Source organism: Streptomyces sp. McG3, assembly GCF_018619185.1.
In the GTDB taxonomy this organism is placed as follows: Bacteria; Actinomycetota; Actinomycetes; order Streptomycetales; family Streptomycetaceae; genus Streptomyces.
The window spans coordinates 1-11781 of record NZ_JAAXYC010000259.1; the positions used below are offsets into that span (position 1 = coordinate 1).

15 protein-coding genes and 1 pseudogene are annotated in these 11781 nt (G+C 72.7%); 7 read left to right on the forward strand and 9 right to left on the reverse strand.

Going from position 1 to position 11781, the window contains the following annotated elements; all coding sequences use genetic code 11:
• Nucleotides 1-197: hypothetical protein (locus HET64_RS29925; RefSeq protein ID WP_215110278.1), on the reverse strand; the 197-nt coding region annotated here is incomplete at its 3' end.
• A 68-nt stretch (nucleotides 198-265) separates the two neighbouring features.
• On the opposite strand from HET64_RS29925, the gene HET64_RS29930 reads away from it, so the two are divergent.
• Nucleotides 266-1030, forward strand: a complete 765-nt coding sequence (locus tag HET64_RS29930; protein WP_215110279.1) for a DUF4239 domain-containing protein — start codon at nucleotides 266-268, stop codon at nucleotides 1028-1030.
• 172 nt (nucleotides 1031-1202) lie between these two features.
• The gene (locus tag HET64_RS29935; RefSeq protein WP_215110280.1) at nucleotides 1203-1760 is read left to right on the forward strand and encodes a hypothetical protein; all 558 of its coding nucleotides are present in this window, start codon (nucleotides 1203-1205) and stop codon (nucleotides 1758-1760) included.
• 91 nt (nucleotides 1761-1851) lie between these two features.
• Here the strand turns inward: HET64_RS29935 and HET64_RS29940 are convergent, their stop codons facing one another.
• Nucleotides 1852-2334 carry a hypothetical protein gene (locus tag HET64_RS29940; protein WP_215110281.1) on the reverse strand — a complete coding sequence of 161 codons (483 nt, stop codon included), beginning with the start codon at nucleotides 2332-2334 and terminating at the stop codon, nucleotides 1852-1854.
• A 326-nt stretch (nucleotides 2335-2660) separates the two neighbouring features.
• Between HET64_RS29940 and HET64_RS29945 the strand changes: the two genes are divergently transcribed.
• Nucleotides 2661-3323 carry a class F sortase gene (locus tag HET64_RS29945; RefSeq protein WP_215110282.1) on the forward strand — a complete coding sequence of 221 codons (663 nt, stop codon included), beginning with the start codon at nucleotides 2661-2663 and terminating at the stop codon, nucleotides 3321-3323.
• A gap of 90 nt (nucleotides 3324-3413) precedes the next feature.
• Here HET64_RS29945 and HET64_RS29950 read toward each other — a convergent pair.
• Nucleotides 3414-4156 (reverse strand): annotated as a pseudogene (locus HET64_RS29950) (polysaccharide deacetylase family protein).
• A gap of 152 nt (nucleotides 4157-4308) precedes the next feature.
• On the opposite strand from HET64_RS29950, the gene HET64_RS29955 reads away from it, so the two are divergent.
• The gene (locus HET64_RS29955) at nucleotides 4309-4770 is read left to right on the forward strand and encodes a universal stress protein (protein WP_215110283.1); all 462 of its coding nucleotides are present in this window, start codon (nucleotides 4309-4311) and stop codon (nucleotides 4768-4770) included.
• A 7-nt stretch (nucleotides 4771-4777) separates the two neighbouring features.
• On the opposite strand, the gene HET64_RS29960 is transcribed toward HET64_RS29955, so the two are convergent.
• Complete coding sequence (locus HET64_RS29960; protein ID WP_215110284.1) at nucleotides 4778-5977, reverse strand: CapA family protein; 1200 nt, start codon at nucleotides 5975-5977, stop codon at nucleotides 4778-4780.
• Between the two features lie 268 nt (nucleotides 5978-6245).
• Here HET64_RS29960 and HET64_RS29965 point away from each other — a divergent pair, with 268 nt between their 5' ends.
• On the forward strand, nucleotides 6246-6818 hold the full coding sequence (locus HET64_RS29965) for a sigma-70 family RNA polymerase sigma factor (protein ID WP_215110285.1): 573 nt from the start codon (nucleotides 6246-6248) through the stop codon (nucleotides 6816-6818).
• Here the strand turns inward: HET64_RS29965 and HET64_RS29970 are convergent.
• Nucleotides 6752-6949 carry a zf-HC2 domain-containing protein gene (locus HET64_RS29970; RefSeq protein ID WP_215110286.1) on the reverse strand — a complete coding sequence of 66 codons (198 nt, stop codon included), beginning with the start codon at nucleotides 6947-6949 and terminating at the stop codon, nucleotides 6752-6754. The genes HET64_RS29965 and HET64_RS29970 overlap by 67 nt on opposite strands.
• Nucleotides 6950-7061: 112 nt before the next feature.
• Here HET64_RS29970 and HET64_RS29975 point away from each other — a divergent pair, with 112 nt between their 5' ends.
• Nucleotides 7062-7577, forward strand: coding sequence for a hypothetical protein (locus tag HET64_RS29975; RefSeq protein ID WP_215110287.1), 516 nt, complete (start codon nucleotides 7062-7064; stop codon nucleotides 7575-7577).
• Nucleotides 7578-7586: 9 nt separating this feature from the next.
• Here the strand turns inward: HET64_RS29975 and HET64_RS29980 are convergent, their stop codons facing one another.
• From HET64_RS29980 to HET64_RS29995, 4 genes are all read right to left on the reverse strand, one after another.
• Nucleotides 7587-8777, reverse strand: coding sequence for a sensor histidine kinase (locus HET64_RS29980; RefSeq protein ID WP_215110288.1), 1191 nt, complete (start codon nucleotides 8775-8777; stop codon nucleotides 7587-7589).
• Entirely contained in the window at nucleotides 8774-10279 is a 1506-nt protein-coding gene (locus HET64_RS29985; RefSeq protein WP_215110289.1) for a cation acetate symporter, read from the reverse strand. Before HET64_RS29985 ends, HET64_RS29980 begins: the two co-directional genes overlap by 4 nt.
• A complete protein-coding gene (locus HET64_RS29990) occupies nucleotides 10276-10638 on the reverse strand; it encodes a hypothetical protein (RefSeq protein WP_215110290.1) in 363 nt (120 codons plus the stop codon). The genes HET64_RS29985 and HET64_RS29990 overlap by 4 nt, the downstream gene beginning before the upstream one ends.
• Before the next feature lie 86 nt (nucleotides 10639-10724).
• Complete coding sequence (locus HET64_RS29995) at nucleotides 10725-11477, reverse strand: LytTR family DNA-binding domain-containing protein (RefSeq protein WP_215110291.1); 753 nt, start codon at nucleotides 11475-11477, stop codon at nucleotides 10725-10727.
• Between the two features lie 71 nt (nucleotides 11478-11548).
• Here HET64_RS29995 and HET64_RS30000 point away from each other — a divergent pair, with 71 nt between their 5' ends.
• Nucleotides 11549-11743, forward strand: a complete 195-nt coding sequence (locus HET64_RS30000; RefSeq protein WP_374105589.1) for a zf-HC2 domain-containing protein — start codon at nucleotides 11549-11551, stop codon at nucleotides 11741-11743.
• Nucleotides 11744-11781 lie beyond the last annotated feature (38 nt).

Here is an 11781-nt window from a genome sequence, read left to right on the forward strand (position 1 = left end):
CCACCGGCGCCCGCGCCGCCACCGGAACCCGCACCGCCACCGGCCCCCGCGCCTCCACCGAAACCCTCGCCATCACCGAAGCCCCCGGAGCGGACCGAGCCACCGCGCCCCCGGCCCGTCGCACTGCCGACGTACCGCAAACCGGCCCGCAAACAGCCGCGGAGCGGACCGTCGCTGGTGTCCCTGACGCTGCTCATCACCGCCCCCGCGGTGTTCGCCGTTGCTGTGCTGCGGCCGCGATCGTCCCGCTGACCAGGAGATATGCATGTCCGAATGGCTCGTACTGAGCATTGCCATGGCGTCCGCCTGCGCGGTCGTCCTCACCATCGCCGTCCTGAACAACCGGCGGATCGGGGATGACGACGACCCGTCCGAGACGCCCGACGTCATCGAGTACATGACGATGATGATCGGCGTGGTCTACGCGATCGTCCTGGGGCTCGCCATCGCCGGGGTCTGGGAGGGACGCAGCGCGGCCCAGGAGTCCGTCCGCATCGAGGCGCAGGCGCTGCACGAGGTGCAGGCGCGCGCCTCCGTCTACCCGGTGGAGGTCCGCGACCGCATCCGGGCGGACGTCGACGCCTACGTCAACCATGTGGTGCACGACGAGTGGAAGGTGATGTCCGACCGGAACACGCTCACCGAGCGCGGCACCCGGTTGCTGGACAAGGTACGCGCGGACGTCACCGACTACGTGCCCAGGACCGATCACGAGGGGCAGGCCTATCAGCCGCTGGTCGACCAGGTGGCGGCGGCGGACGACGCCCGCAGCACACGCGGGCAGAACGCCGGGGCGACGATGCCGGGGGTGGTCTGGTTCGGGCTGATCATCGGGGCGCTGGTGACCGTGGGGCTGATCTTCACCCTCCAGATCCGCAGAACCTTCCGCGAACTGCTCCTGGCCGGCCTGTTCAGCGCGTTGATCGCCTTCCTGCTCTTTCTGATCTGGGACTTCGACGCGCCCTTCGGCCGGGGCATCTCGGCCACCGCGGACCCGTTCCTCGACATGTTCCCGGGGGCCGCCCGCTGAGTCCGCACCCCCCGGCCGGTGAGCCGGCCGGGGGACACCGCTGACCCATTCGCCGGACCCCGATCGCGGGCCGGGGTGACCCCTCCTAGCGTGTCGGGCATCGAGGTGCATTTTTCCTGCTATGTGGAAATTGGTTCCGCAGCTGCCCCTCGGGGAACCCGGAGGATCCACCATGCGCGCGATACGTGTCGCACCGCTCGCCCTGCTCGGCGCCAGTGCCCTGACGCTGCTGGCCCCGTCCGCCGCCCACGCCGCGCCGGACGGGGCGACCAGCACGTTCAACCCGACGATCAGCCCGTCGGTCATCGCACCCGGCGGCCGGGTCACCCTCGGCGCCGGCGGCTGCACGGGCGAGACGACCGTCTCCTCGGGCATCTTCGACACCACCACCATCCCGAGCGGCTCCACGACGGCCACCGCCACCATCGACACGGACGCCCGCCGGGGGGCCGTGTACGCGGTGACGTTCGCGTGCGGTTCCACCGGCACCTCCCGCAACGTCAACCTGACGATCACCGGCGGCGCCACGAGCACCCCCACTCCGACGCCCACCACCGTTCCGACCGCCAGCTCGACGGCGCTCGTGCCGGGCGGCGTGCGCGGCGGCCTCGGCGGAAGCTCCGGCTCCACCGACACGGTGGAGGTCGCCGCCGGAGCGGCCCTGGTGGCCGTGGCGGCCTCGGGCGCCGTCTACTTCGCGCGCCGCCGCACCGCCGACCGCCGCCACTGACCGCGAGCATGCGGCGCACGGCAGTCGCCCCGGGTCCTGATCCAGGACTCGGGGCGACGGGCGTATCGGGCCGGGCGGGAGGTTCGACGCCCTAGAACGCCGCATGGCTCGTCCGTCGGCGCCGGACGAGGAAGACCGCGCCACCGACGGCCGCCGCGGCCACCAGACCGCCGCCGACCTGCATCTCCACGGAGCTCGGACCCATCGAGCCGCCGAGCCCGCCCTGCGCGCCGTTCCCGGCGAGCACGGTGAACTTCTGCGTCGCGATCCGGTCGTTGTCACTGCACTTCACGGAGAGGTGGTACTGCCCCGGAGTGGTGTTGTTCCGGACCCGGGCGTGGGCGAAGTTGGTGCCGTCACCCGGAGAGAGGGTGGTCGTCGGGAACGCGTTCGACCAGACCTTGCCGCCGTGACCGCAGCCCTGCGCGGTGATCTTGAGCGTGCCGCCCTGGTGGACGGACTGAGGGTTGACGGCGACGTTGACCGGGCCGTTGGTGGCGGCGGCCATGGGGGCCGCCAGCCCGACGGCCGCGAAGGCGGTCGCGGTGACCGCGAGAGCGCGTGAGACACGCATCGTGTGAACCTCCAGCGGGAAACGCCCCCGGGGGCTTGTCCCCCGGGCTGGATCGACGAGAACGCCTCCCATGACGAACACTCACCAGCGGAGGGTCCTCTCGCACTTCGGCGTTGCTCCACCCCGGTGACGCGACACGCCGTACGAAAACCCCCGGAACTGACGGAGTCGCAGGTCACAGACCGTCAGAACTTTTATCTGCTCATTACTCCGATGGGCAGGCACCCGGCAGGGTGCCGGTCCCGCCGCCACCCGTTCGCCCCTCCCTGATCGCCGCCCGGACCCGTCGCCCTTAGCGTTCACAGCGTCGCGACGAAGGGAGAACCATGGGCCGGGACTACGCTGGCGCCGAGCGGACCAGACGTGTGCCATGGGGTGCGATCGCCCTGGTGCTGCTCAGCGGCCTCGCCCTCATGCGCAACGGCACGGAGTTCGGGGAGGCGGGCCCCCCGCAGCCCGCGGCGGCCGCCTCGCTGGACCTGGGCAAGGACACCGCGGGGCCGCCGGTGGAGGGCGAGCCGGTGCAGCCGCTGCCGTACGCCCCGGCCTCCCGGGTGAAGCTCCCGTCCATTGACGTCGACGCCCCGGTCATCGACGTCAATCTGGACGCCAACGGGTGGATCGACGCCCCGCCCGCCGAGGACCCCAACCTCGCCGGCTGGTACCAGAACGGCATCGCCCCCGGCCAGCGCGGCACCGCCGTGGTCGTCGGTCACGTCGACAACATGTCCGGGCCCGCGGTCTTCTACGGCCTCGGCTCGCTCCAGAAGGGGCACCGGGTCGAGGTCGCCCGCTACGACGGCAGGGTCGGGATCTTCGAGGTGTACGGGGTGGAGGTCTTCTCCAAGAACGACTTCCCCGGCCCCCGGGTCTACGGCGACACGGGCCACGCGGAGCTGCGCGTCATCACCTGCGGCGGGGGCTACTCCAAGGCGGGCGGCTACGACGGCAACGTGGTGGTCTTCGCCCGGCTCGTCGACACTCGCTGACGGCGGCGCTCCCCACACACGACGGTGCCCCGGCGGCCTCGGATTCCCGAGGCCGCCGGGGCACCGTCGTACGCGGACGCGCTCCTCGGCTCAGAGGCGGCGCGGCACTGTGATGCGGTAGCCGGAGTCCAGCAGCCGGGGAAGATAGCGGCGCAGGGCCGCCACGCTCTGCGAGCGGTCGCCGCCCGCGTCGTGCGAGAGGACGACGACGCCGGGCGCCGCTCCGTCCAGCACCCGGCGGACGATCGTGCCGGTGCCCGGCGTCTTCCAGTCGAGCGTGTCCACGGTCCAGGCCATGGGCTCCATGCCCAACTCGGCCCCGATCTCGAAGGAGTTGCGGTTCCAGGCGCCGTAGGGAGCGCGGTACCAGAGCGGCGGGGCCCCGAGCGCCCGGTCCACCGCCTCGCTGGTGCGCCCGAGTTCGTCGCGGATCGCGGGGCGGGAGAGCTTCGGGATCAGGGGGTGCGACCAGGAGTGGTTGCCCACCACATGCCCGTCGTCGGCCATCTCCCGCAGCAGGTCCGGGTTGCCGACGGCCATCTCTCCGCAGACGAAGAACATCGCGCGGACCCGGTGCTCGCGGAGGGTGGCCAGGATGTCCGGGGTGTAGAGCGGGTCGGGTCCGTCGTCGAAGCTCAGGACCATCGAGTGACCGATCTCGGGGAGACGCTCGAAGGGGCGGACGCGCACGGGCGGCCTGGCGGGTCTGAACCGGGGCGGCTGGGCGCCGAGGCGGGATCGGCGGCGATCAGGTGCACGGCGGCGGCGGTTCCGAGGCCGAGGGCGACCCTCAGCAGGGTGCGGCGTTCGGGTCCGGTGTGATCACTTCTCATGGCCAACTGCTCGCACGGCCGGACGTCCGCTCCGGCCGCCGACACCGAGCATGACCCATTTTGTACACGATCGACGCAGTATGTTCATCTCCTTTCGGGCCGGTCGGCGGCCCGGAGACCCCCCTCCGGGACGAGCCGATAGCCTCGGAGCCGTGACAGAGCAGCAGCCTCATCGGTTCGAACGCGGTACGGACGGCCCCAAGGTGATCGTCGCGGGGCTCGACGGCTCCGATTCGTCGATGCGCGCGGCGGCCTACGCCGCCGGACTGGCCCGCCGGCAGAACGCCACGCTGGCCCTGGTGTACGTCCAGCCCGTGATGACGGCGGGCGCGGCACTGGGCGTGCCGGTGAGCGACGCCACGGGCGAGGTCGCGGAGGACCTGGTCTCCGAGATCCGCGCGGCGACCGAGCGCTTCAGTGACGCGTGGGACATGCGCTGGGAGTTCCACACCTTCCGGGGCGACCCGTACAACGGGCTGGTGACGGCGGCCGACGAGCTGAAGGCGGACGCGGTGGTGGTCGGGGCGTCGGAGTCGGCCGGGCACCGCTTCGTCGGTTCGGTGGCCGTGCGCCTGGTGAAGGCGGGGCGCTGGCCGGTCACCGTGGTGCCGTGAGGAGCAGTCACCTGCCCATCAGGAGCCCGTCCCCCTCCGCTCCGCGCCCGAGGACGACGGTGCGGATGCGGTCGCGGACCTCGCGGAGGTGCTCGGCCCCGTCGTCGAGGGAGGCGTTGAGGTTGACGGCACGCCCGGTGTCGGTGTCGTACCACTGCGGGACGAACTCCGCCTTCTTCACCGTCCAGCGCTCGCCGGGCTTCGCGGGCGGCGCGAAGGTGAAGCGGCCCATCGAGCTCTGGTTGCCGCGCGGGTCCTGTGCGCCCTCGTAGTTGATCATCGCTCCGGCGATCTGGTCGCCCATCCCGTAGACGACCCAGGTGCCGTTGACCTTCTCGTACGCCTGCGGCACATGGGCATGGGTGCCGATGATCAGGTCGATGTCGGGGCGGCCCCCGTCCGCGGACGCGGTGAGCCGCCGGGCCAGCTCCAGCTGGGTCGCGTCGGGCTCGTCCTGCCATTCGGTGCCCCAGTGGGCGGAGAGGACGACGACGTCGGCGCCCGCCCGCCGGGCCGCCCTGGCCTCCTCGATGATCCTGCGCTCGTCGGTGACGTTGACCGTCCAGGGCCGGTCGGCGGGGACCGGGATGTCGTTGGTGCCGTAGGTGTACGCGAGGTGGGCGACCTCGGCCGCACCCTTCCCCGGCCCGGCGGGCAGGATCGTGGGCCGGGCGGCCTCGGCGGCGGTGCGTGCGGAGCCGGCGTGCCGGATGCCCGCCCCGTCCAGCGCGCCGAGCGTGCGCGAGACCCCTTCGGCCCCGTCGTCGAGGGTGTGGTTGGAGGCGGTGGAGCAGGAGTCGAACCCGGTGGTGCGCAGGGCGGTGGCGACCTCGGGCGGCGACTTGAAGCTCGGGTAGCCGGTGTAGGGGCCGCCCTCCTCTCCGTACACCGTCTCCATGTGGCAGAACGCCAGGTCCGCGGCGGAGACGACCGGGGCGACGCCCGCCAGCATCGGGGCGAAGTCGTAGCCGGCGCCGCCCGCGTCGAGGGCGGCCCGGTCGATCACGGAGGAGTGAGGCAGGATGTCGCCCGCGGCGAGGAGCGTGAACGGCCGGGGCCCGTCGGCGTCCTGGCCGCCGGCGCCCCGGGCGGCGCCGGGGGGCCCGCTCGGCGCGGGGGCCGTGGACAGCTGCCCGGTGCAGCCGGTGGCCGCGGCGAGCAGGAGGGCGATGGCGGCCGCGGTGCCCGGTCGGATGCGCTGCGTCATCTGCTCGACTCCATGTTCGGATGATTACGACCATCCGACTACACATATTTTCATACCGGATAAGCAAGGAGCATTGCCGCATACCTAGCTGAACTGGTCGTACCGGCCGACCCCGACGGCCCCTCGACCGTTCACCGCACCATTCGCCGCACTGAGCGACCGCTCGTCGCACGCCTCGGCGCACCGCCTGTTCCCGCGCCGCCGAATGCGTTCGTATACGCCAAGTCGGCAACGAGGCCGCCAGGGGCCGCGGCGGGAGAGGGCGTTCATGAGGACCACCACGACGACCGATGAGCGGACCCTCGCCGAGTTGCAGCGGGAGCACGGCCCCGCGCTGTTCCACTTCCTCCTCGGCCTGACCTTCGGGGACCGGCAGCGGGCCGAGGACCTGGTGCAGGAGACCCTGGTACGCGCCTGGCAGCACCCCGAGGCCTTCGACGCGCCCTACGACTCGATGCGGCCGTGGCTGTTCACGGTGGGTCGCCGCCTCGCCATCGACGCGCGGCGCTCCCGGCAGGCCCGTCCCGTCGAGGTCAGCGACACCGTGCTGGAGAGCACCCCGGACGCCCTGGACACCGCGGACTGTGCCGTCCGCGCCCTGGACGTCCGGGAGGCGGTCCGCACCCTCAGCCCCGAGCACCGCGCCGTGCTGGTGCAGATCTACTTCCGCGGGCTGAGCGTCGGCGAGACGGCCGAGGCGCTCGGCATCCCCGCGGGGACCGTCAAGTCCCGCTCGTACTACGCCCTGCGGGTCCTCGCACGGACGCTGCCCGGCTACTCCTGGAGGTCCTCAGCCCGGAGCAGCGCCAGCAGGGCGGAGGCCTCGGCCATCTCCACATAGACCCGGGCGCAGCCGTCGCAGCCCCGGAGGTGGCGGGCGACCCTACAGGTCTCCTCGGCGTCCAGGGCGTCCAGGACGTACGCGCCCAGCAGCAGGCGCACATGCGGGTCGTCGCCGGGGTCGACACTCATTCACTGCCTCGCATCTCCTGGGCGATCCTCCCCTTCTGCCCACGCGGGGCGCCCGCCCCCGGTTCAATGCTGCGTGAAGCCCGGCACCGAGCAAGGAAAGAGGCGAGACGGGATGCGTCCCGAGCATACGGATGGGACCGGTGGGAACGGGCTCCAGGTGCCGATGACCTGGCTGTCCACCGAGTATCTCGCCGACGACCTGTTACGGACCGGCGATCTGATGGAACCGACGACCCTGGAGTTCCGGGCGGGGCGCGACGCCCTCGCGCTGACGATGTTCCTGTGCGGAGTTCCCCGGGACGCGCCCGCTCCCCAAGCCCTGCCCGGACCGCGGGTCGACGAGCTGCGGCTCCTCACGGCGTACGAGTGCACCTGGCGCGCCTGGATCTGCGAGCGGCTGGCGGAGGCGGTACGGAACGCCGAGCCCGGCGACCCCGATCTGGCGTTGGCGCGGGCGGCGTGGCGGTGGCTGGAGGAGACCGAGCTGCTCGCGGCGGACCTCGACGCGATCGGCCCCGCTCCGTGGGACGCCGCGGCCGACCCGACGGGCGACCGGGAGGTCCGCGTCTGGACGCCCGCCTGGCAGCTGGGGCTGCCGCTGGGACATCTGGCCGTCCACCTGTGCTGATCCCCTCGGTCAGGAACCGTGCACCCCGGCACGGTACTTGGGCAGCCGCAGCGTGATCTTCATGCCGGCCCCGACCCCGGTCTCGATGACCAGACCGTAGTCGTCGCCGTAGACCTGACGCAGTCGCTCGTCCACGTTGAGCAGGCCGATGCCGGTCGAGGCGCCGCCCTCGCCGCGCAGGATCTGCCGCAGCCGTTCGGGGTCCATGCCGGTTCCGTCGTCCTCGATGACCACCTCGGCCTCCGAGCCGGCGTCCAGGGCGCTGATGGTGATGCGGCTGCGGGTGACCGCCCCTTCGAGGCCGTGCTTGACGGCGTTCTCCACCAGCGGCTGGAGGCACAGGAACGGCAGCGCGACGGGCAGCACCTCGGGGGCGACCTGGAGGGTCACGGCGAGGCGTTCGCCGAAGCGGGCGCGGACGAGGGCCAGATACTGGTCGATGGAGTGCAGTTCGTCCGCCAGCGTGGTGAACTCCCCGTGCCTGCGGAACGAGTAGCGGGTGAAGTCGGCGAACTCCAGCAGCAGTTCACGGGCCTGTTCGGGGTCGGTACGGACGAACGAGGCGATGGCGGCGAGCGAGTTGAAGATGAAGTGCGGGGAGATCTGCGCCCGCAGGGCCTTGATCTCGGCCTCGATGAGCTGGGTGCGGGAGCGGTCCAGCTCGGCCAGCTCCAGCTGGACGCAGACCCAGCGGGCCACCTCCCCCGCCGCCCGGGCCAGCACCGCCGACTCGCGCGGGGCGTAGGCGACCAGCGCGCCCAGGACCCGGTTCTCGACGGTGAGCGGAACGGCGACGGCCCAGCGCAGCGGGCAGTCGAGGTCGGCGCAGCCGCTGTCGAAGGCGGTGCGGCGGCCGTTGTCCAGGAGCAGCTTCAGGTGCTCCATGACGTCCTTGCCGTGGTGGTGCCCGGCACCGTCCCAGACCAGCACCCGGTCCCGGTCGGTGAGGCAGAGGGCGTCGGTGCCGAGGAGCGAGCGCAGTCGGCGGGCGGCGCGCCGGGCGCTCTCCTCGGTGAGGCCGGCCCGCAGCGGCGGGGCGGCCAGCGACGCGGTGTGCAGGGTCTCGAACGTGGCGTGCTCGACGGGCGTGCCGACGTCGCTGGGGCGCAGCGGCCGGGCGGTGCGGCGGCCCACCAGATACCCGGTGCCGAGCAGCAGCGCGGCCAGGACCACCGATATGGCGAGGGCTGCCCCGGTCATCGTTCCCGCCCCGCGGCGGACCGCGCCGAGGAGAGTGCCTCGGGGAGGTGGAAACGGGTCATGGCGGCGTTGGTGCCCGGGGGTGTCCGCCCCGGTGTGGCGAGCGAGACGAGGATCATCGCGAGGAACCCCACGGGGACGGACCAGACGGCGGGCCAGGCGAGCAGGGCGTGCGGCCAGCCCGGCGGACGTACGGCTCCGCTGACGGTGATGGCCACCGCGACGAGAGCGGAGCCGCCGCCCAGCAGGAGCCCCGCGACGGCGCCGGGCGGAGTGAGCCGCCGCCACCAGATGCCGAGGATGAGCAGCGGGCAGAAGGAGGAGGCGGAGACGGCGAAGGCCATGCCCACCGCGTCGGCCACCGGCACCCGGCTCACCAGCAGGGAACCGGCGAGCGGTACGGCGATGGCGAGGACGGTGGCGAGCCGGAAGTGGCGTACCCCGCGCGAGGGCAGGACGTCCTGGGTGATGACTCCGGCGACGGCCATGGTGAGCCCGGAGGCGGTGGACAGGAACGCGGCGAACGCCCCGCCGGCGATCAGTGCCCCGAGGAGGTCGCCGCCGAGTCCGCCGATGACGCGGGCGGGCAGCAGGAGCACGGCGGCGTCCGCGTCTCCGCCGTACCGCAGTTCGGGCGTGTAGAGCCGGCCAAGGGCTCCGTAGATCGGCGGCAGCAGGTAGAAGAGGCCGACCAGGGCGAGGACCGCGACGGTGGTGCGGCGGGCGTCGCGGCCGTTGGGGCTGGTGTAGAAGCGGACGACGACGTGCGGCAGGCCCATGGTGCCGAGGAAGGTCGCCACGATCAGCCCGTAGGTGGCGTACAGCGGGTGGTCGGCGCGGAAGACGGCGAGCTGGTCGTCGAAGCTGACCCGGGGCCGGCCGTCGCCCTGCCAGGCGAGCACCAGGAAGAGGGCGGGCACCAGGAGCGCGGTGAGCTTCAGCCAGTACTGGAAGACCTGGACGAAGGTGATGGAGCGCATGCCGCCCGCGGCGACGGCGGCGGTCACGACGGTGGCGACGAGGACGTCTCCCAGCCAGCCCGGAGCGCCCGTGAGGATCTTGAGGGTGAGCCCGGCGCCCTGGAGCTGGGGCACGAGGTAGAGCCAGCCCGCGCCGACGACGAGCGCGCTGACCAGTCGGCGGACCTGCCGTGATTCGAGCCGTCCCTCGGCGAAGTCCGGCAGGGTGTACGCCCCCGAGCGGCGCAGCGGGGCGGCGACGAAGACCAGGAGCACCAGGTATCCGGCGGTGTAGCCGACCGGGTACCAGAGCATGTCGGGGCCATGGACGAGGACGAGCCCGGCGACGCCGAGGAAGGAGGCGGCGGAGAGGTACTCGCCGCTGATCGCGGCGGCGTTGAGGCGGGGCCGTACGGTGCGCGAGGCGACGTAGAAGTCGGAGGTCGTACGGGAGATGCGCAGGCCGAAGCCGCCCACGAGGACGGTGGCGAGGACGACGAGGGCGACCGCCACCCAGGACGCCATGTGGTCGGGGGTGCTCACGGGGCGGGGCGGCCCTCCACCAGCCGGGCGAAGTCGCGTTCGTTGCGCTCGGCCCTGCGGACGTACCACCAGGCGGCCAGGGTGAGCGGCGGGTAGGTGGCGAAGCCGAGCACCGCCCAGACGAGGGCGGAGCTGTCCAGTGCGGCGAAGAGGAGGGGCAGGGTGCCCGCGACGAGGGCGAGGACGCCGAAGACGGTGAGCCCGGCGCGCAGTTGGCCGCGCATCAGCGAACGCACGTAGGCGCCGCCGAGTGCGGTCTGCTCGTCGATCTCCGACTGGGTGCGGTAGCGGGGCAGCGGGCGCACCCGCCGCGGCTCCCCCGTGACCACTTCGCGCCGGGGCGATGGCTCTGCGGACATGGGCTCGGAGTGTAGGCGTCGGCGGGCCGTGCTGGGAAGGGTTCGGCGAAGGACTCCCCAGGTCAGCGGCGGCCTAGCGGCTTCGGTCAGCGGCCGCCCTGGCGCATCAGGAGGTCGCGCAGGGCACGGGTGTGGCGGCGGCTGACGGCCAGCTCGGCCTCCCCGATGCGCACGCTCATGCTGCCCGCGTCCAGGCGCAGCTCGTCGATCCGGCCGAGCGCCACGAGGTGGCGGCGGTGGATCCGGACGAAGCCCCGGGAGCGCCACCGCTCCTCCAGGGTGGTGAGCGGGATGCGGACGAGGTGGCTGCCGGTGGCGGTGTGCAGGCGGGCGTAGTCGCCCTGCGCCTCGGCGTACGCGATCTCGTCGATGGGGATGAATCGGATGACGCCGCCCAGCTCGACCGGGATCTGGTCGCCCGCGCTGTCGTGGACGGGCGCGGAGCGGTCCCCCACCTGCTCGGCGACCCGGCGGACGGCCTCGGCGAGGCGTTCGCGGCGGACCGGTTTCAGGACGTAGTCGACGGCCTTGAGGTCGAAGGCGTGGACGGCGAAGCCCTCGTGCGCGGTGACGAAGACGATGAGCGGGGGCGCGGCGAAGCCCGCGAGGAGCTGGGCGACGTCGAGTCCGGTGAGACCGGCCATGTGGATGTCGAGGAAGACCACGTCGATCGCGGACGGATCGTCGGGGCCCGCCTCCACCGCGCTGCCGATGCGGCGCAGGGCCTCGGTCGCACCGGTGGCGCCCTCGGCGCTGCGGACACGGGGGTCGGCGCGCAGGAGGTAGAGGAGTTCCTCCAGGGCGGGTTGTTCGTCGTCGACGGCGAGTACGCGCAGCATGAGGCCGGAGTTTAGGGGGTGCGAAGGCCGATGGCTTGAGTGATGGGTGGCTTGTTCCCGTACCGCAGTACATGCAGACGACCGAACCCCACATCCGGGTGGGGGCCTATGCGCTGGGCGCGCTCGGGAGCGCCGACGCCTTCCGGTTCGAGGAGCATCTGGCGGACTGTGCCGGGTGCCGTGTGCGGGCACGCGAGTTCGCCGGGGTGAGGGCGGGTCTGGCGGTGGCGGGGCCGCCGGTGGTACCGGGGTCCGGGCTCGCGTAACGGCTGACGGCCGCGGTGGCGGCGGGCCGGCGCAGAAG